The organism is Pseudomonas sp. BF-RE-25 (assembly GCF_019956105.1).
GTDB lineage: Bacteria > Pseudomonadota > Gammaproteobacteria > Pseudomonadales > Pseudomonadaceae > Aquipseudomonas > Aquipseudomonas migulae.
Genome location: NZ_JAHBDB010000004.1, coordinates 30422 through 50294 on the forward strand (window position 1 = coordinate 30422; position 19873 = coordinate 50294).

Genomic DNA, 19873 nt, shown 5'->3' on the forward strand with positions numbered 1-19873 from the left:
GATGGCTGTGCAGATTGCGGTACTCGATGACTGGCAGGATGTGGCGCGGCAGGTGGTTGACTGGTCGGCGCTGGACGCCATCGGCCAGGTGAGTTTCATCCATGACTACCCGGCGGATAACGAAACGCTGGCAGCACGGCTGGCCGGGTTTGAAGTGATCTGCGTAATGCGCGAGCGCACACGGTTCGATGAAGACCTGCTGCGTCGGCTACCGACCCTCAAACTGCTGGTCACCGGCGGCATGCGCAACGCTGCCCTCGACCTGAAAGCCGCTGCCGCGCTTGGCATTCAGGTCAGCGGCACCGACAGTTACAAGCATGCCGCGCCGGAACTGACCTGGGCGCTGATCATGGCCGCCACCCGCAACCTGGTCGTGGAAGCCAACGCCCTGCGTGCAGGCAAATGGCAACAAGGGCTGGGTGGCGACCTGCACGGCAAGACCCTGGCGATTCTCGGTTTGGGCAGCATTGGCCAGCGAGTCGCCCAGTTTGGCCAGGTGTTCGGCATGCGGGTAATCGCCTGGAGCGAAAACCTCACAGCCGAACGCGCCGCCGAAGTCGGTGTGACCTACGTCAGCAAGCAGGCGTTGTTCGAACAGGCCGACGTGTTGTCGGTGCATCTGGTGCTCAGCGACCGCAGCCGCGGCTTGGTCAACGCGCAAGCGCTGGACTGGATGAAACCCACCGCACTGCTGGTCAACACGGCTCGCGGGCCGATTGTCGATGAGGCGGCGCTGATCAAGGCGTTGCAAAAACGTCGCCTGGCCGGTGCGGCGCTGGACGTGTTCGAGCAGGAACCCTTGCCCGCTCATCACCCGTTCAGGACGCTGGAGAATGTGCTGGCGACGCCGCATGTCGGGTACGTCAGCCAGCAGAATTACCATCTGTTCTTTTCGCAGATGATCGAGGACATTCAGGCCTGGTCAGCTGGAGAGCCGATCCGGTTGCTCAGCTGATACCCGGTCATCGTTCATCGCCGGCAAGCCGGCGATGAACGCACCACAAATCTAACTGGCCTTCACCGCGACAAACGCCGCCGTCACATAAAGCACCGTCACCACGTCCTTGCCCCGCAATTCGTGCTCAGCGGCGATCAGCCCGCGAATTTGCCCATCCACCTTCGCCCGTTCCTGCGCGGATAAAGCCGCGACAAAACTAGTGGACACCCAGATCGACCACGGACCTGTGCGCGCGTGCCTCGAAAAGACTGCCCGAAAGAAATGAATAATTGTTCACCCTGCGGTGTTCATGACAGCGAAGACTCATCATTTCGGCCTGCGGGATAACACCTTGCGTGCATGCTGCCGGGGCGTGGTTGAACTGAAACGAATAAACCAGTGGAGATCATCCATGAATACCCGTCTTACTGTTTTTACCGTTCAGCTACTGCTCGCCTTTGCGTTGTCCGCTACCCTTGCATTGGCCAATGGGGAAGATGACGCACCGGCCAGGCCCAACTGCCCGAAAGGCCAGGTCTTCGACTCCAGGTCGCAAAAATGCGTAAGGCAGACCAGCGGCGAGGTATCCGATGCCGACCGCACCGATTACGCCTATCGGCTGGCAAAGGACGGTCGCTACGAGGAAGCCCTGGCACTGCTCGACACGCTGAAAGAACCCGACACCGCCAAGGCGCTCAACTATCGCGGCTACGCTACGCGTAAACTGGGGCGCACCGACGAGGGCATCGGTTACTACCTGCAATCGGTCAAACTCGATCCGCAGTACGCGCAAGTCCGCGAGTACCTCGGCGAGGCTTATGTGATCAAGGGTCGGCTGGATCTCGCCCAGGAGCAGTTGCAGCAGATAAAATCGATCTGCGGCAGCACCTGCGAAGAATACCGGGACCTGGCTGAAGCCATTAACGATTCATCGAAAACCTGACAGGACGGAGGTCGCCATCGCCAGCGATCAGGCAATACGGGCAGAGCTGGGCCAGCACCTGGCGCGCTTATGGCGCTACGGCCTGCTGCTGTCCCGACAGCGGCATGTCGCCGAAGACCTGGTGCAGGCCACCTGCGTGCGGGCGCTGGAGTGTGCCGGGCAATTTGTCCCCGGCAGCCGCCTGGACCGCTGGCTGCTGAGCATTCTGCATTCGATCTGGCTCAACGAAGTGCGTTCGCGCCGAGTGCGTCAGGGCCAGGGGCTGGTGGATGCCGACAACGCCTTGTCGTTCGACGGTGAATACGCCGCGCAAACCCACGTGCTCGCCACGCAGGTGATTCGGCGCGTCGATGCGCTGCCTGAAGCGCAACGCGAAACGGTATTTCTGGCCTACGTGGAGGGCCTGTCCTATCGCGAAGTCGCCGAAGTCCTGGACGTGCCCATCGGCACGGTCATGAGCCGCCTGGCCGCGGCGCGGGCGAAACTGGCCGAGTACCCGCCCTTGCACGCGGTGTCGAACCCTTCCACAGGAGAACGTCGATGAACGATCACACGATGCCTACGGACGAGCAACTGGTGGCCTACCTCGACGACCAACTCGATAGCGATCAGCGCAGCCGCATCGACGCAGTCATCGCCGAAGACTCGATGCTCAACCTGCGCCTTCAATGGCTGGCCCGCAGCAGCCTGCCGTTCAAGGCCGCCTACGACGAACTGGCGCAACAGGCGCCCGTGGACCGCCTGCAAGCGATGCTCGACACCTTGCCCTCGCCTGCCCGGCCCGCGATGAATCGGCGCCGGTTCCTCGCGGCGGCAGCCGGCCTGGTGTTGAGCGGCGTGCTCGCGGACCGGTTGTTCCTTGGCTGGCAGGCGAGCCAGCACAAATCCAGCTGGCGAGGGCTGGTGGCGGACTACATGTCGATGTACGTGCCGCAAACCCTGGAACACTTGCCCAGCGACGAAGCCACTCAGCGCGCGCAATTGCACACCATCGACGCACGCCTGGGGTTGCGCCTTTTGCCGGCTCAACTGAGCCTGCCACGCGTTGAGCTCAAACGCGCACAAATCCTCGAATACGACGGCATGCCCATCGCCCAGATTACGTATCTGGACCCGGCGCACGGCCCCATGGCGTTGTGCGTCACCCGCTCAAACAGCGGCAGTCGCCACTTCGCCCACGAGCGTCGGCACGGAATGAACGTGGTGTATTGGGCGGACATGGAACATGCGTGGATGCTGATCGGGCACAACCCGGCGTCGGAGCTGGAGGAGATGGCGAAGGTGTTGCGCAGTCGGCTAAGCGCGTGACCTGTAGGAGCCGGCTTGCTGGCGATGGGGCCATCAGACATTGCGTTGAATTCAAGGACGCCATCGCCGGCAAACTGGCTCCTACACAGGTTTTGCGGCGGTCATCAGGCCGGGATCGGTAACCACAAACGGAACCGTGCACCGCCCAGCGGAGACGGTTCGACAGTGAGCGTGCCGCCCTGTGCCTCCAGCGCCCGCCGACTGATCGCCAATCCCAGGCCAAAGCCACCTGTCGCCCGATCGCGACTGCGATCCAGTCGATAAAACGGCTCGAAAATCCGCTCGCGCTCGTCATCGGGAATGCCGATCCCGTCGTCATCGACCCAGATTTCACACCCCTTGGCACAGACCTGAACCCCGATCTGAATACGCTTCTCGCAGTAGCGCATCGCGTTGCGCAGCAGGTTCTGAATCGCCCGGGCAGTCAGCCGAGGATCGAGTGTGAAGCGTTCGAGCTGGCCGTGAAGCAGCACGTCGATCACGATTTCAGGGGATTCCAGCTCCTCGTCGACGCTGCCCAGAATGCTGTCGATGAACTCATCCAGCGACACTTCCACCTGTTCCGGTAGCCGGGCCGGGTTTTGCAAACGGCTATAGGACAGCAGCTCCAGCACCAACTCATCCAGTTCACGAATGTGCGCGACCAGCCCTTGCAGGCGCTCCCGACTGGCCGCCGGCAAATCGTCGGACAGTGCCAGCGCGAGGCCAAAATCCAGGCGGGTCAGCGGTGTGCGCAGCTCGTGAGAAACCGCGTTGAGCAAATCCCGTTGCTGGTTCAGCAGGTTTTCGATATCGCCGGCCATGGTGTCGAAAACGTTGGCCAGGCTACCGATGTTGGAGTGCGTGGGGATCTGGGTTCGCTCGCTCAAATGCCCCTTGCCGAAGCGTTCAGCCGTGCCTTTGAGCCGCTCCAGGTCGCGCCAGTGCGGGCGCAGCCACAGCAACAGGCACGCGAGCATGGTCGCGCCGATCAGCACGTTGATGCTCCAGTACAGCAAGTTCACGTCCAGCGGGTCCGGCGGCACAACCATTTGCACGACGGTTTGCGAGTTCAACGGTGCCACCGCCAGCGTGCGCCAGCCCCAGTCGCCGATGCGCACGACATTCTCGCCACGCTGCAAACGTTTCTGTTCCGCCAGGGTCAGGCCGTCATCGTCATTGCGGCTGAGGACGATGTGCAGCGGGTTGAATTCCTTGTCCATCTCGGCCGCCAACGCTGGCCACTGCGTTTCGGGCACGGCGTGAAACTGTTTGACGATCAACGACTGCAACCCGCGCGAGTAATCGAGGTTGTAGGTGACAAAGCGCTCCTGGAAGACCTTGATCACCACGTCCGGCACCAGATAGATCGCCGCGCTGTACGAAATGATCGTCACTAGGTACAGGCGAAAGAGGATTCTGAACATCGCCTCAGCATTCCCACTCGGAACGGCTGAACAGGTAACCCTTGCCCCACACGGTCTTGATCTTGCGCGCCTCGCCGGCATGGTCGTCGAATTTGCGCCGCAGTTTGGAAATCGCCACGTCCACCGAGCGGTCGGTGCCGTTGAATTCGATACCGCGCAGGCGTTGCAGAATCTGGTCGCGGCTCAACACTTCGCCGGCATGCCGGGCCAGCACCACCAACAAGTTGTATTCGCCGCTGGACAGCTCGACCAGTTGTTCACGCCAGGTCACGGTGCGTTCAGACAGGTCGATGCACAAATTGCCCATGAGGATGCGGTCATTGGCCGTCTGCGGTTCGCTGAGGCTGCTGCGGCGCAACAGCGTACGTACACGGGCCAGCAGCACGCGGGGTTCGCAGGGTTTGGTGACGTAGTCATCGGCGCCCATTTCCAGGCCCAGCACCTGATCGTGGCTGTCGTCGCGGGCAGTGAGCATCAGTATCGGCAGCGTGGCCGAATCCGCGCGCAACAAGCGACAGACTTGCAGGCCGTCGAGGCCCGGCAACATCAGGTCGAGGATCACCAGGTCCGGCGGATTGACCCGCGCACGCTCGCGCACGTGGTCACCGCGGCTGATCACGCTGACGGAGTAGCCGTTGCGTTCCAGGTAGCTGGAAATCAACTCGGAGAGCGCGGTGTCGTCTTCGACCAGGAGGATGTTGGGCATGGGTGTTTCCAGAGAGTGCAGTGGCGGCTGTTCGGGCCTCTTCGCGGGCAAGCCTCGCTCCTACAGGGATTGTTGTCGGCCATGGATTTCGCGGACGACACAAATCCTGTAGGAGCGAGCGGTGCGACGATTCGACTTGCCCGCGAAGGCTGCCTGACAGGCGCAATAAATTTCAAGCCATGAAGGATATACGCCCTCACCCGCGCCTGAGCAAAACCATTACACAATTTCACACAGCACCAACAAAGCTTCACCGCTACCCTCGTCGCCTCCCCGTAGGATGCGGGAGTTCATTATTGGGGTATTTACATGTCAAAGAACCTGCTTGCCAAGCTCAGCCTGCTTGCCCTGGCGTTGACGCTGAGCGCGTGTGACAAATCCACGAACGCTGAAGAGCAGGCGCCGCTGGCCACCGTGCGCATTGAGACGATCAAACCCCGGCCCCTGTCGATCACCAGCGAATTGAGCGGACGAATCGCCGCGCCACGGATTGCCGAAGTGCGCGCCCGTGTCGCCGGCGTGGTGTTGCAACGCGCCTTCCACGAAGGCAGCGACGTGAAAAAAGGCGACGTGCTGTTCCGCATCGATCCGGCACCGTTCAAGGCTGACCTGGACAGCGCCGAAGCCTCGCTGCGCAAGGCCGAGGCCAACGCCTTCCAGGCCAGGCTGCAAGAACAGCGCTACGCCCAGTTGATCGAAGGCAATGCCATCAGCGGCCAGGATTACGACAACGCCCGGGCCGCCGTACGGCAAACCGCCGCTGAAGTCGCGGCCAATAAAGCCGCCGTGGATCGAGCGAAATTGAATCTCGGGTACGCCACCGTCACCGCCCCCATTTCCGGGCGCATCGGCCGCGCACTGGTCACCGAAGGCGCATTGGTCGGGCAGAACGAAACCACGCCGCTGGCGCTGATTCAGCAGTTGAACCCGATTCATGCCGACCTCACCCAGTCGACCCGCGAACTCAACGACCTGCGCCGCGCCTTCCGTTCCGGCCAGTTGCAGGAAGTGGGTCAGGGTCAGGCCAAAGCCACGCTGATTCAAGACGACGGCAGCCTCTATCCGCTGCCGGGCAAGCTGCTGTTCACCGACATCACCGTCGATCCGGGCACCGGCCAGATCATCCTGCGCAGCGAGTTTCCCAACCCGGACCTCGACTTGCTGCCGGGCAGCTTCGTGCGGGTGCGCCTGGAACAAGCGGTGAACCAGCAAGGCATCAGCGTGCCGCAACGCGCCATTCAACGCGACAGCGCGGGTGTTGCGCAGGTGCTGGTGCTCGATGCGGAACTGCGCGTCGGCCAGCAAACCGTAGAGCTGGGCGCCGTGCAAAACGATCGCTGGATCGTCACCGCAGGCCTCAAGTCTGGCGACCGCATCGTCATCGAAGGCCTGCAACACGCCAAGCCCGGCGAGAAAGTACAGATCGACGATTCCCCTCTTCCACTTGCCCAGGTTTCTGGTCAGTAAGCAGGACGCTTTTCTATGCCGCAGTTCTTTATCGACCGCCCGGTGTTCGCCTGGGTGGTTGCCCTGTTCATCCTGCTGGCCGGTGCCCTGTCCATTCCGCAATTGCCGGTGGCGCAGTACCCCGATGTCGCGCCGCCACAGATCGAAATCTACGCCGTGTACCCGGGCGCCTCGGCGCAAACCGTGGACGAAAGCGTGGTCAGCCTGATCGAGGAAGAGCTCAACGGCGCTGATCACCTGTTGTATTTCGAATCGCAAAGCAGCCTCGGCAGCGCCACGATCAAGGCGACGTTTCAACCGGGCACTAACCCGGAGATGGCTCAGGTGGATGTGCAAAACCGCCTGAAAGTCATCGAGTCGCGCCTGCCGCAAGCGGTCAACCAGCAAGGTTTGCAGGTGGAGAAAGTCTCCGCCGGTTTCCTGCTGCTGATCACCCTGACCTCCACTGACGGCAAACTCGACGACGTGGCGCTCAGCGATTACCTGGCGCGCAACGTGATGAACGAGATCAAGCGCCTGGACGGTGTCGGCAAGGCCCAGCTGTACGGCGCCGAGCGGGCGATGCGGATCTGGATCGACCCGCAGAAACTGATCGGTTTCAACCTGACACCGGCCGACGTCAACGCCGCCATCGTTGCGCAGAACGCCCAGGTTTCGGCCGGCAGCATCGGCGACCTGCCGACCCGCACCACCCAGGAAATCACCGCAACCGTTCTGGTCAAAGGCCAGCTGTCGACCCCGGAAGAATTCGCTGACATCGTGCTCAAGGCCAATCCGGACGGTTCCACCGTGCGCATCGGTGATGTGGCGCGGGTCGAGATCGGCAGCCAGGAATACCAGTTTGGCACGCGTCTGAACGGCAAGCCGTCCACCGCTGTCGGCGTGCAATTGTCGCCCGGCGCCAACGCCCTCAGCACTGCGACGCTGGTGCGGGCGAAGATGGATGAACTGGCGCGCTACTTCCCGGCCAATGTGGAATACAAGATCCCGTACGACACCTCGCCTTTCGTCAAAGTCTCGATCACCAAAGTGGTTTACACCCTGATCGAAGCGATGGTGCTGGTGTTCGCGGTGATGTTCCTGTTCCTGCAAAACTTCCGCTACACGCTGATTCCGACCCTCGTGGTGCCAGTGGCGCTGATGGGCACCTTTGCGACCATGCTCGCGCTGGGGTTCTCGATCAACGTACTGACCATGTTCGGCATGGTGCTGGCCATCGGCATTCTGGTGGACGACGCCATCGTGGTGGTGGAAAACGTCGAACGGATCATGGCCACCGAAGGCCTGTCGCCCAAAGAGGCGACGCGCAAAGCGATGAAGCAGATCACCGGGGCGATCATCGGCATCACTCTGGTGCTGGTCGCCGTGTTTATTCCAATGGCGTTCATGCAGGGTTCGGTCGGAGTGATCTACCGGCAATTCTCGCTGTCGATGGCCACCTCGATTCTGTTTTCGGCCTTCCTCGCCCTGACCTTGACCCCGGCGCTCTGCGCAACGCTGCTCAAGCCGATTGCCAAGGGCGAGCATCACGCCAAGGGCGGATTCTTCGGCTGGTTCAACCGACGCTTCGAGCAACTGACCGAGCGCTATCAGGGCTGGGTCGCTTATGCGCTGAAACGCAGCGGTCGTTACCTGCTGATCTACGGCGTGCTGCTGATCGGTCTGGGGCTGTGCTTCAGTCGCCTGCCCTCTTCGTTTCTGCCAGTGGAGGATCAGGGTTACACCATCACTGACATTCAACTGCCACCCGGCGCGAGCAAAAATCGCACGGTGCAGGTGGTCGAGCAGATCGAAGCGCACAACGCCACCGAACCGGGCGTCGGCGACAGCACGGTGATTCTGGGTTTCAGCTTCTCCGGCAGCGGGCAGAACGCGGCGCTGGCGTTTACCACGTTGAAAGACTGGTCGGATCGCGGCAGCGACGACTCGGCGAGTTCGATTGCCGACCGCGCCAACATCGCGCTGAGCCAGATCAAGGACGCCATGGCGTTCTCGGTCCTGCCGCCGCCGGTGGACGGCCTCGGCACCTCCAGCGGTTTCGAGTTCCGCTTGCAGGACCGTGGCGGCCTCGGCCATGCCACGCTGATGCAGGCGCGTACCGCGTTGCTGGCGGCCGCCGAGAAAAGCCCGATCCTGATGAACGTGCGCGAAAGCGCGCTGGCCGAAGCGCCGCAAGTGCAACTGATCGTCGACCGTAAACAGGCGAATGCGCTGGGGGTTTCGTTTGCCGACATCGGCAGCGTGCTGTCCACCGCTGTGGGTTCGGCTTACATCAACGACTTCCCCAATCAGGGGCGGATGCAGCGAGTCGTGGTCCAGGCTGAAGGCGATCAACGCAGTCAGGTCGCCGACCTGCTGAAGATCCACGTGCGCAACAGCAGCGGGAAAATGGTGCCGCTGTCCGCCTTCGTCCAGGCCAAGTGGACTCAGGGCCCAGCCCAATTGACCCGTTACAACGGCTATCCGGCCATCAGTATTTCCGGCGAGCCAAAACCGGGGCACAGCACCGGTGAAGCCATGGCGGAAATCGAGCGACTGGTCGCGCAAGGGCCAGCGGGCCTGGGCCAGGAATGGACCGGGTTATCGCTGCAGGAACGGCTGTCCGGCAGCCAGGCGCCGATCCTGCTCGGGTTGTCGCTGTTGATCGTGTTCCTGTGCCTGGCGGCGTTGTATGAGAGCTGGTCGATTCCGACTTCGGTGCTGCTGGTGGTGCCGCTCGGCGTGCTCGGCGCGGTGTTGGCCGTGACCTTGCGCGGGATGCCCAACGACGTGTTCTTCAAGGTCGGGCTGATCACCATCATCGGCCTGTCGGCGAAGAACGCGATCCTGATCATCGAGTTCGCCAAGAGCCTGTACGACGAAGGCCACGACCTGATCGACGCCACCCTGCAAGCCGCGCGCCTGCGCCTGCGGCCAATCGTCATGACGTCCCTGGCGTTCATCCTCGGCGTCGTGCCGCTGGCGATCGCCACTGGCGCGAGCTCGGCAAGCCAGCAAGCCATCGGCACCGGGGTGATTGGCGGGATGATCACCGCGACACTGGCGGTGGTGTTTGTGCCGGTGTTTTTTGTGGTAGTGATGAAGCTGGTGCGTAAACGCCACAAAAACAGCTAACCGCACACATCCCCTTGTAGGAGCCGGCTTGCTGGCGATGACGTCTTTTCAGGCGATAAATATATCGACTGACACACCGCTATCGCCAGCAAGCCGGCTCCTACACGGGATCGTCGTTGGTCAGAGGGGGCCACGCTGGGCTAAGGTGTTTGCATACCCTGGCCCATCGAGTTCACATGCCCTTCCTCGCCCGCACCCACCCTCGCCTGTCCGCCGCTGCGACTCTCGGTGTCGCGGTGGGCATTCTGGCTCCTTCCGATTCGATCATCAGCAAAATCCTCTACGGCTGGAACGCCGGAGTCTGGACGTATCTGGTGTTAATGCTCTGGCTTACCACGCGCTCCAAAGCGCCTGATGTGAAACGCATTGCCGAAGTCGAAGACGAGAACGCCGGGTTGGTGCTGTTCGTAGTGTGCATCGCCGCAATCGCCAGCCTGGCGACCATCACCTTCGAGCTGGCCGGCAGCAAGGACCTGGAAACCACACGTAAGCTGCTGCGTTACGGGTTTACCGCGTTGACCGTGATCGGTTCATGGCTGCTGATCGGGGTGATTTTCAGCGTGCACTACGCGCGCCTGTACTACACTTGGAACGGCAAGGACCCGGCACTGCGTTTTGCCGAAGGTCTGACTACCCCCAACTATTGGGACTTCCTGTATTTCTCGTTCACCATCAGCGTGGCGGTGCAAACCTCCGATGTCGGCGTGGCCACTCGGGATTTGCGCAAAATTGTGCTGGCGCAGTCGTTGATCGGTTTTCTGTTCAACACGGCGATTCTCGGGTTTTCGATCAACATTGCTGCGGGGTTGTTTGGATGAAAGTGCCATGAACCCTCGACAACCTTGAGTCCACTTTTTACCGAGTGGTGAACTCTGCAAGCAACGGCAATGAACCTCCCAGGGCATTCCTGGCTGTGATGTTGACCTTGTAATGGGTGAGTGGAAGCAAGACAGGTTTCAAGACGGTGTTGAATGACTCGTGCTGGAGGTCGTTTCCCTGGGGGCCGGTCAAGACGATCTTGTAGCGGCTCACCTCCTCCATATCATCCGGCGCATCCCATTCCAACGTGGGAAACAAACCGGGCTGGGTAAACCGGAAGTTGGTAGGTGGGTTCGATGGCGGTCTTTCGATGACGACAGATACTGCGGCAGTCTCAGAGACATTGCCGGACAAATCCATTGCGCAGACCTCAAATGAGTACGTGCCGGGAAGCAAGTCGACGGCGGTATAGCGAGTCAGCGGCGTGCGATCAAAGTATTCGTGGTTGTTGTAAATCACATAATCATGAATGCCAAAATCGTCTGTTGATTCCTCCCATGTCAGCGTGACGGTATCGGTGGCTACTTCGGTCGCGCTCAGATTTCCCGGCTTGCCGGGTGGGGTCACGTCCTTTGGTATATGGACCAGAATGGTCGGTTCGGATAGCTGTCCGTAAACGTCGAAGGCCGCAACGCTGATTGAATATTCGACATTGGGGATCAGGTTCTGCAGGTGATAAAAATCAAAGAGGAGTACGTCCTTCAAGTGCTCGTCATTCAGCAGGATTCTTACGCCACTGACAGGATTCTCCACTGGGTAAATCCACTTCAGCATTACCGAGGTGGCGTTCGCCTCAGTGAGACTTACCTGCGGAGCGGAAGGCCGCGGTGCAGGTGCCTGCCCCGTCGTTTTGAACACAGCAGCGGGGCTGCATGCGGACAGGTTTCCATCCTTGTCTTGTGCGCGCACGAACACCCAGTGAAAGGCACCGCTGGTTAACTGTGTAAACGTGAGATGAGTGTCCGGAGTGTGGAAAAGAAGCAATCCATTGAGGACCACTCGATAGCGGACCACGCCGATATTGTCACTTGAGGGTTCCCAGTTCAGGGTCACCGAGTTGTCGGTGATATCGCTGGCGACTGGCGTCCCGGGTTGATCCGGAGGAACGTCGTCCACCACGGTTTTCTCGAGCAGCCCCACCTCGGAAACTTCGCCATCCAGTTGAGCATGGACCGCGAACCTGAGGTGGTGCGGAACAGGGCCGGGCGAAACATCCGACATCTTGAAGTGATGCCAACAAACCCCTGGGTCAGCAGTGAAAGTCTGGCCATTGATGGAGAGCTCATGACTTGGGAATGTTTTGAAAGCCGGGTCCCATAGCAGTCGGCAGTTGCCATTGCTTTGGCTGAACCTCAGGTTTGAGGGCGGACGCAGCCTGGTTTTGAAGGTAGCGAAGCTCGGTTCGGACACCCCGGCACTGTTGACTGCTCGTACCTCAACGCGATAGACGGTATGACTTTGCAGGTGCGTGAGTTTGACTTCAGGATGGCTGACCCGTTTAACGAGTGTTCCATTCAAATAAACCCTGTAGCTATTGTTACCCCACTCAGGAGCTGAAGGCGTCCAAGACAAAGTCATCGAGGCATGGGTCAAGTCGCGTAATTCCGGCTTGCCCGGCTTGGTAGGCGCAGTAAGTTTGGAAAAGCGAACAGCGCTGGGTGTTGAAATATTATTCCCGGCTGCTTTGGCCGTGACATAAAGCAAATATTCGACGCCTGCATTCAATCCACTGAGTTCGCAAGGCGGCCGAACCACAGTTTGCGGGGTGATGCCCTCTCCGTAAACATCGTAGCCAATGGCATCCGGGCATAAGTGGCACGTTGCGTAGGGCTCGTCCCAAGTCAACTGGGCGGTGTTGAGCGAGGTGCGCCGTCCTCGTACATTACCGGGGGAGCAAATTCGCACTCCAGAGTCAGAAACAGATTCAATCAGCGCTTCGGTTTGGCCGCCGGGTGCATCGTAATTGCTCATGGTGTGCCTGCTCGTGCAAGTAAATTCAACTCAGTAAAACTGATGCCTGTCGCTTGCACCACTATCAACCCTGATAGTGGCGCGACAGCTTTGCTTGTGCTAAAGCCGACCTGTTCGAGGTGTCAACGTTTGGCGCTTCGTGCACAAACGTTCTAGGCACCGCCCGCGCCACGAGCGTTAAATAACCCGGCAATCCGTCTCGCAGGTGCAGCATGACCACTCACAACTGGATCGACCTGGCCCAGGACGCCGACACCGGCATCGAGACGCTGCGCGCGCATTTCGAGGGGCACGCCTACGATCCGCACTGGCATGACAGCTATCTGGTGGGCGTCACCGAGCAAGGGGTGCAGCAATTCAACTGCCGGCGGGCCCGGCACCAGAGCACGCCGGGCAAGGTGTTTTTGCTCGAACCGGGTGACATCCATGATGGCGAAGCACCGACGGTCGACGGTTTCACCTACCGCATGCTGTACCTCGACCCGCAATGGTTGAAGCGCGAGCTCAGTGCCGTGTTCGACAACGCGCCGGACAACAGTCAATTGAGCTTCGCCAATACCCTGGCCACCGACGTGCGCCTGGCCCACGCCACCAGCCTGGCGTTTCAGGCCCTGCACAACGGCGAGCTGAAAATCGTCCGCCAGACTGCCCTCGACGGTTTGCTCGAACGCCTCACCACTCACCTGCACTGGCGTGCCCGTTATGGCGAAGACCCGCGATTGCCGTTGGTGGCGCAGAAGGCTCGGGAGTATCTGCACGCCCATGCCCACGAGGACATCGGCCTCGACCAACTGGCCGCGGCAACGGGCGTCGATCGCTTTCGCCTGACCCGCGCGTTCAAGGCTGCTTACGGCATCGCCCCGCACGCCTATCTGGTGCAATTGCGCCTGGCCACGGCCCGCAGAATGCTGGCCCGAGGCGAACAACCGGCCACGGTGGCCATGACGCTGGGGTTCGCCGACCAGAGTCATCTGGGCCGTTGGTTCGTGCGGGCCTACGGCCTGACGCCCGCGTTGTATCGCAAGCGCTGCTCAAATCTTCCAGACAGTTGACCGTGGGATTGTGAAGATCGACTTCAAAGATCTTCACCGGAGTTTGCCCGCGATGCTGTCCACTTTCCCGACGTTACTGCCCTTCCTGTTGTTTGCGTTCGTGGCGTCGATCACGCCCGGCCCGACCAACATCCTGGTGTTGAGCAACAGTGCCCGATACGGCTTGGTGGCCGCCGTGCCGATCATCTTCGGCGCTTGTGCCAGCGCCGCGACAATTGTGTTGTTGGTCGGCAGCGGTGCCGGGGCGTCGTTGACCGCTTGGCCCTTCGTGCAAACCGCGATGCAGTGGATCGGCGTGGCCTGGCTGAGTTACCTCGCCTGGCAGATTTTCAACGCCCCGGCAGAGGCCGTCACCACCCAGAATGCCGACGCCCGACTCGGTCTTTTGGGCGCTGCCGGCCTGCAACTGATCAACCCGAAAACCTGGATGATGGCGCTGGCGGTTGTCAGTGTATTTGCCGGGGCCGGCGAACAGCGCCTGGCCCATGTGATGGTTTTGTCGCTGGCGTTCTTTCTGATTTCCCTGCCCTGCCTTGGGGTCTGGGCATTGCTCGGCGCGGGCTCCACGCGCTGGTTGCGTTCACCTCGCTCAATGCAACGCTTCAATCGCTGCATGGCCCTGTTGCTGTTGGGGTCGGCCTGGTTGAGTCTTTGGGCCTGAATCCCATTCGTCGGCCATTGTCGGACAATCGACGATGCGGGGCTTGACGGCGTATTTGCTTTTGGTGTCTTCTGAAACCGGTTTCAGTGCGATCTCAAACGCACGGACCTTATAACTCCAATAAGAAGGTTTCAGACCGTGAACGATTTCTCCGCCGCCCAGCGCAGCCGCGTGACCATGCTTGATGTCGCCGAACATGCCAAGGTCTCCAAGGCCAGCGTGTCACGGTTTATCGGCGAGGATCGCGCCTTGCTGTCCGATGCGATTGCGTTGCGCATCGAACAGTCGATTGCCGAACTGGGCTATCGCCCGAACCAGATGGCTCGCGGTCTGAAACGTGGACGAACCCGCCTGATCGGCATGCTGGTCGCCGACATCCGCAACCCTTATTCGATTGCCGTGATGCACGGGGTGGAAACCGCCTGCCGTCAACACGGCTACAGCCTGGTGGTGTGCAACACCGACCGCGATGACGAGCAGGAATGCCAGCATCTGGCCCTGCTGCGCTCGTACAACATCGAAGGGCTGATCGTGAACACCCTCGGCCACCACCGCGACGAATTGCAGGAACTGCATCGAGAGATGCCGCTGGTGCTGGTGGACCGCAAGGTCGAGCACCTCGAAAGTGACATGGTCGGGTTGGACAACCCAGCAGCGGTCGAGATCGCCATCGCCCACCTTGAAGAACGCGGTTATCGCGATGTGCTGCTGGTCACCGAACCGTTTGACGGCACCAGTTCGCGGATCGAACGGGTCAGCAGTTTCAAGGCGCAGATCGCCCGACGTTCGGCGCTGCGCGGAACGATGATCGAAACCGGCAGTGACCTCACGGCAAACCTCAAAACCTTTCTCGATACACCCGGCCCCGGCCCGAAGGCGCTGTTCTGCGCAAACGGGATTGCGGCGCTGGCCGCGACCCATGCGTTGCGCGAATTGCAGTGCACGTTGTTCGAGGATGTCGGCTTGATCGCCCTCGATGATCTGGATTGGTACCCGCTGGTGGGCAGCGGCATCACCGCCCTCGCCCAACCGACGACCGAGATGGGCGCGAGTGCGTTTGAATGCTTGCTCAAGCGCTTGCGCGGGGATGACGGGCCGGTGCGGACGATGGATTTTTCGGCGCGGTTGATTGTGCGGGGGTCGACCCTTGGAAATTCTCGGTGAATGTTCCGGCCCCTTCGCGGGCAAGCCTCGCTCCTACAGGACACCGATAACCCGTAGGAGCGAGGCTTGCCCGCGAAGGGGCCCGAAAGATCGCCACAAAAACCTCCTGCTTTTTTTTGAAAAAAAATGAAACCGGTTTCAGAGGTCCATGACAATGCATAAACCACCCGTTTCCATCAGCCTCTCCAGCTACGGCGCCGACCTCGTCCGCCAGCGCGGTCAAGGCAGTTTCATCAATATCCTCGCCGCTGCGGGCGCCAGCCACATCGAATGGCGCGAAGAACTGCTGACCGTCGAAGACCCCGCCCAACTGGCTGATGCCACCCAGGCGCAAGGCCTCGAAAGCGTGTATTCCTCGCCGATGGAATTGTGGCTGGCCGGCCAGTCCAAACCCAATCCGCAACTGATCACCGCCCTGCAACGCGCCCAGGCCTTCGGCGCCAAATGGCTGAAGGTGTCCCTCGGTTACTTCACCGACACCAGCGACCTGCAAACCCTCGCCCGGATCCTGGGCAAAAGCGCCGTGCAACTGCTGGTGGAAAACGATCAGACCCTACACGGTGGCCGCATCGAACCGTTCCAGCGTTTTTTCGCCGCGGTCGAGCAACACAATCTGCCGATCAAAATGACCTTCGACATCGGCAACTGGCACTGGCAGGACCAGTCCGCCAGCAGCGCCGCGCGCTTGCTCGGGCGCCACGTCGGTTACGTGCACTGCAAAGCCGTGTCACGCCGGGCCGACGGCAAACTGGTGGCCATTCCACCTGCTGCCAGCGACCTGCATTCGTGGGAACAACTGCTGCGGCACATGGCCCAAGGCGTGATGCGGGCCGCGGAATATCCGCTGCAAGCCGATGACCTGGTGCAGCTCACCACCGAGCATGTCGCCGCCCTCGCCCACTTGGGGCAAGCACGCCTGGAGAGCGCTCATGTCTGAGATCGATATCCTGTCGTTCGGCGAAACCATGGCGATGTTTGTCGCCGATCAAAACGGCGACCTCGCCAACGTCGACCACTTCCACAAACGCATTGCCGGGGCCGACAGCAACGTCGCCATCGGCTTGTCGCGACTGGGGTTCAAGGTGGCGTGGCTGAGCCGGGTCGGTGACGACTCTCTGGGGCGTTTCGTGATCGACACCTTGAAAAAGGAAGGCCTGGATTGCAGTAACGTTGCCCTCGATACCGCACACCCGACCGGGTTTCAGCTCAAGTCGCGCACCGACGATGGCGACGATCCCAAGGTCGAGTACTTTCGGCGCGGCTCGGCGGCGAGTCATCTGTCGCCCCAGTCGATCATCCCCGAACTGCTCAAGGCGCGGCATTTGCACGCCACCGGCATTCCTCCTGCGCTGTCGGAAACGGCGCGACAGATGTCTTTCGAACTGATGACGCGCATGCGCGAAGCCGGGCGCAGTGTGTCCTTCGACCCGAACCTGCGCCCGAGCCTGTGGGCCAGCACGCAACAGATGATCAGCGAAATCAACCGCCTTGCCGCCCTCGCCGACTGGGTGCTGCCGGGTTTGAGTGAAGGTCGTTTGCTGACCGGCTATGAAGACCCGGCTGACATCGCCGCGTTTTACCTCGACCAGGGAGCCGAAGCGGTGGCGATCAAGCTCGGCCCGCACGGCGCGTATTACCGCACGCATCTGGATGAAGGTTTCGTGGCGGGTGTGCCCGTGGAAACAGTGGTCGACACGGTCGGTGCCGGCGACGGGTTTGCCGTCGGCATGATCAGCGCGCTGCTGGAAAACTACAGCGTTGCCGACGCCGTGAAACGCGCCAACTGGATTGGCAGCCGTGCGGTGCAGAGTCGTGGGGATATGGAGGGGTTGCCGACCCGATCCGAAATGTCCGCCGAATTCGAGACCGCTGTTCGCGGGCAAGCCTCGCTCCTACAGGTTTAGCGCGAACCTGTAGGAGCGAAGCTTGCTCGCGAAGAGGCCATCACTACCACTGCAAAAGCTTGATCTGACCCGTTACCTGCTGCGACAAAAACAACAAGCTCAGGAGCACCACTCATGAAAACCGCAACGCTCGCCACCCGCCGCTGGTGGTACATCATGCCCATCGTGTTCATCACCTACAGCCTGGCGTACCTGGACCGCGCCAACTACGGATTCGCCGCCGCCTCCGGGATGGCCGCCGACCTGATGATCACGCCAGGCCTGTCGTCGATGCTCGGCGCACTGTTCTTCCTCGGCTACTTTTTTTTCCAGGTGCCGGGCGCGATCTACGCGCAAAAACACAGCGTGAAGAAACTGATTTTCGTCAGCCTGATCCTCTGGGGCAGCCTGGCGACGCTCACCGGGATCGTCTCCAACGCCTACTGGCTGATCGTCATTCGCTTCATGCTCGGCGTGGTCGAAGCGGCGGTGATGCCGGCGATGCTGATCTACCTGTGCCACTGGTTCACCCGTGCCGAACGCTCGCGGGCCAACACCTTCCTGATCCTCGGCAACCCGGTGACCATGCTCTGGATGTCGGTGGTGTCGGGCTATCTGGTGCAGCATTACAGCTGGCGCTGGATGTTTATCATCGAAGGTTTGCCGGCAGTGCTCTGGGCGTTTATCTGGTGGCGTCTGGCGGATGACCGTCCGGCCCAGGCCAAGTGGCTCAGCGACGCCGAAAAGCACGATCTGGAAAGCGCCCTCGCCGCCGAACAGGTGGGCATCAAGGCAGTGAAGAACTACGCCGAAGCCTTCCGTTCGCCGAAAGTGATCATCCTGGCCCTGCAATTTTTCTGCTGGAGCATCGGCGTCTACGGCTTCGTGCTGTGGCTGCCGTCGATCCTCAAGGCCGGCGCGCAAATGGACATGGTCGAAGCCGGCTGGCTGTCGGCGCTGCCGTATCTGGCGGCGGTGATCGGGATGCTGCTGGTGTCCTGGGGCTCGGACAAACTGCAAAAGCGCAAACGCTTTGTCTGGCCGCCGCTGCTGATCGCCTCGATTGCGTTCTACGGATCGTACGCGCTGGGCGCCGAACACTTCTGGTGGTCGTACACCCTGCTGGTGATTGCCGGGGCCTGCATGTACGCGCCTTACGGACCGTTCTTCGCGATCATTCCGGAAATCCTCCCGGCCAACGTCGCCGGTGGCGCCATGGCGTTGATCAACAGCATGGGCGCGCTCGGCTCGTTTGGCGGCTCTTGGCTGGTCGGTTACCTGAACAGCTCCACCGGTTCGCCGGGCGCGTCGTACCTGCTGATGAGCGGCGCGCTGATGTTTTCGGTGGTGCTGACAATTTTCCTCAAGCCCGGCGCCAGCGACCGGGAACGTCCTGCGGTTGCGCAAACACGCCCGACCGCCGCCCATCCTTGAATTGATGCAGAGATGAATACGATGAAAAAGCAGGTCGTGCTGTACAAGAAACTCTCGCCGTTGCTGATGGCTCGCCTGCATGAGCAGACCGACGTGACGCTGATCGACAACCTCGACGCCGATGGTCTGGCGCAACTGCGCGAGGCCCTGCCCCGCGCTCACGGGTTGCTCGGTGCCAGTCTGAAACTGGACGCGGGCCTGCTGGATCTGGCGCCGAATCTACGCGCCATCGCCAGCGTTTCGGTGGGCGTCGACAACTACGACATCGACTACCTGACCGAGCGGCGAATCCTGCTCAGCAACACCCCGGACGTGCTCACCGAAACCACCGCCGACACCGGTTTTGCGCTGATCCTCGCGACGGCCCGGCGCGTGGTGGAACTGGCGAACATGGTTCGTGCCGGCCAGTGGAACCGCAACATCGGCCCCGTGCATTTCGGCAGCGATGTGCACGGCAAAACCCTGGGCATCATTGGCATGGGGCGAATCGGCGAAGCGTTGGCCCAACGCGGGCATTTCGGTTTCGGCATGCCGGTGATCTATCACAGCCACTCGCCGAAACCGGCGGTGGAACAGCGCTTCAATGCGCAATACCGCAGCCTGCCGGAGCTGTTGCAGCAGGCCGATTTCGTTTGCCTGACATTGCCGCTGACAGTGGAAACCGAGGGGCTGATCGGTGCTGAACAGTTTGCGTTGATGCGTCCAGAGACGATCTTCATCAACATTTCACGGGGCAAAGTGGTGGACGAAACGGCGCTGATCGAAGCGTTGCGTTCCGGGCAGATTCGCGCAGCGGGGCTGGATGTGTTCGAACGCGAACCGCTGAACCCGGACTCGCCGCTGTTGCAACTGAACAACGTGGTGGCGACGCCGCACATTGGCTCGGCGACCCATGAAACGCGCGAAGCGATGGCGACGTGTGCGGTGGACAATCTGCTGGCAGCGTTGGCGGGTGAGCGGCCGAAGAATCTGGTGAACACGCGGGCGTGGATGGATTAAGAGATGTAG

Annotated in this window: 17 protein-coding genes and 1 pseudogene; 14 read left to right on the forward strand and 4 right to left on the reverse strand. The window is 61.1% G+C overall.

Annotation, left to right across the window (positions count from 1 at the left end; genetic code table 11):
* Position 1: 1 nt before the first annotated feature.
* Positions 2-955 carry a D-2-hydroxyacid dehydrogenase family protein gene (locus tag KGB24_RS02020; RefSeq protein ID WP_223416059.1) on the forward strand — a complete coding sequence of 318 codons (954 nt, stop codon included), beginning with the start codon at positions 2-4 and terminating at the stop codon, positions 953-955.
* Between the two features lie 51 nt (positions 956-1006).
* Here the strand turns inward: KGB24_RS02020 and KGB24_RS02025 are convergent.
* Positions 1007-1162, reverse strand: a pseudogene (locus KGB24_RS02025) (SAM-dependent methyltransferase); the annotation flags it as partial.
* 187 nt (positions 1163-1349) lie between these two features.
* Between KGB24_RS02025 and KGB24_RS02030 the strand changes: the two are divergent.
* From KGB24_RS02030 to KGB24_RS02040, 3 genes are read left to right on the forward strand one after another with little or no spacing between them, the layout of a single operon-like run.
* On the forward strand, positions 1350-1880 hold the full coding sequence (locus KGB24_RS02030) for a tetratricopeptide repeat protein (RefSeq protein WP_192227075.1): 531 nt from the start codon (positions 1350-1352) through the stop codon (positions 1878-1880).
* Positions 1881-1926: 46 nt separating this feature from the next.
* Positions 1927-2424: an RNA polymerase sigma factor gene (locus KGB24_RS02035; protein ID WP_202949142.1), complete on the forward strand. Its 498-nt coding sequence runs from the start codon at positions 1927-1929 to the stop codon at positions 2422-2424.
* A complete protein-coding gene (locus tag KGB24_RS02040; RefSeq protein ID WP_223416060.1) occupies positions 2421-3188 on the forward strand; it encodes an anti-sigma factor family protein in 768 nt (255 codons plus the stop codon). Before KGB24_RS02035 ends, KGB24_RS02040 begins: the two co-directional genes overlap by 4 nt.
* A 104-nt stretch (positions 3189-3292) precedes the next feature.
* Here KGB24_RS02040 and KGB24_RS02045 read toward each other — a convergent pair whose 3' ends face one another.
* Positions 3293-4594, reverse strand: a complete 1302-nt coding sequence (locus KGB24_RS02045) for an ATP-binding protein (protein ID WP_008031131.1) — start codon at positions 4592-4594, stop codon at positions 3293-3295.
* Between the two features lie 4 nt (positions 4595-4598).
* Positions 4599-5300: a response regulator transcription factor gene (locus KGB24_RS02050; RefSeq protein WP_008031130.1), complete on the reverse strand. Its 702-nt coding sequence runs from the start codon at positions 5298-5300 to the stop codon at positions 4599-4601.
* 309 nt (positions 5301-5609) lie between these two features.
* On the opposite strand from KGB24_RS02050, the gene KGB24_RS02055 reads away from it, so the two are divergent.
* From KGB24_RS02055 to KGB24_RS02065, 3 genes are all read left to right on the forward strand, one after another.
* Positions 5610-6767 carry an efflux RND transporter periplasmic adaptor subunit gene (locus KGB24_RS02055; RefSeq protein ID WP_223416061.1) on the forward strand — a complete coding sequence of 386 codons (1158 nt, stop codon included), beginning with the start codon at positions 5610-5612 and terminating at the stop codon, positions 6765-6767.
* 15 nt (positions 6768-6782) lie between these two features.
* Positions 6783-9881: an efflux RND transporter permease subunit gene (locus tag KGB24_RS02060; protein ID WP_223416062.1), complete on the forward strand. Its 3099-nt coding sequence runs from the start codon at positions 6783-6785 to the stop codon at positions 9879-9881.
* Between the two features lie 176 nt (positions 9882-10057).
* The gene (locus tag KGB24_RS02065) at positions 10058-10699 is read left to right on the forward strand and encodes a DUF1345 domain-containing protein (RefSeq protein ID WP_223416063.1); all 642 of its coding nucleotides are present in this window, start codon (positions 10058-10060) and stop codon (positions 10697-10699) included.
* A gap of 37 nt (positions 10700-10736) precedes the next feature.
* Here KGB24_RS02065 and KGB24_RS02070 read toward each other — a convergent pair whose 3' ends face one another.
* Positions 10737-12671: a fibronectin type III domain-containing protein gene (locus tag KGB24_RS02070; RefSeq protein WP_223416064.1), complete on the reverse strand. Its 1935-nt coding sequence runs from the start codon at positions 12669-12671 to the stop codon at positions 10737-10739.
* Positions 12672-12883: 212 nt separating this feature from the next.
* Between KGB24_RS02070 and KGB24_RS02075 the strand changes: the two genes are divergently transcribed.
* The 7 genes from KGB24_RS02075 to KGB24_RS02105 all read left to right on the forward strand — a co-directional run bounded on the left by KGB24_RS02075 (position 12884) and on the right by KGB24_RS02105 (position 19864).
* Positions 12884-13723: an AraC family transcriptional regulator gene (locus KGB24_RS02075; RefSeq protein ID WP_223416065.1), complete on the forward strand. Its 840-nt coding sequence runs from the start codon at positions 12884-12886 to the stop codon at positions 13721-13723.
* 52 nt (positions 13724-13775) lie between these two features.
* Positions 13776-14384, forward strand: a complete 609-nt coding sequence (locus KGB24_RS02080) for a LysE family translocator (protein ID WP_223416066.1) — start codon at positions 13776-13778, stop codon at positions 14382-14384.
* Positions 14385-14522: 138 nt separating this feature from the next.
* The gene (locus KGB24_RS02085; RefSeq protein ID WP_310650436.1) at positions 14523-15548 is read left to right on the forward strand and encodes a LacI family DNA-binding transcriptional regulator; all 1026 of its coding nucleotides are present in this window, start codon (positions 14523-14525) and stop codon (positions 15546-15548) included.
* 154 nt (positions 15549-15702) lie between these two features.
* The gene (locus KGB24_RS02090) at positions 15703-16485 is read left to right on the forward strand and encodes a sugar phosphate isomerase/epimerase family protein (protein WP_223416067.1); all 783 of its coding nucleotides are present in this window, start codon (positions 15703-15705) and stop codon (positions 16483-16485) included.
* Positions 16478-17452 carry a sugar kinase gene (locus KGB24_RS02095; protein WP_223416068.1) on the forward strand — a complete coding sequence of 325 codons (975 nt, stop codon included), beginning with the start codon at positions 16478-16480 and terminating at the stop codon, positions 17450-17452. Before KGB24_RS02090 ends, KGB24_RS02095 begins: the two co-directional genes overlap by 8 nt.
* Before the next feature lie 114 nt (positions 17453-17566).
* The gene (locus tag KGB24_RS02100; RefSeq protein WP_223416069.1) at positions 17567-18865 is read left to right on the forward strand and encodes an MFS transporter; all 1299 of its coding nucleotides are present in this window, start codon (positions 17567-17569) and stop codon (positions 18863-18865) included.
* Positions 18866-18886: 21 nt separating this feature from the next.
* On the forward strand, positions 18887-19864 hold the full coding sequence (locus KGB24_RS02105) for an NAD(P)-dependent oxidoreductase (protein ID WP_223416109.1): 978 nt from the start codon (positions 18887-18889) through the stop codon (positions 19862-19864).
* Positions 19865-19873 lie beyond the last annotated feature (9 nt).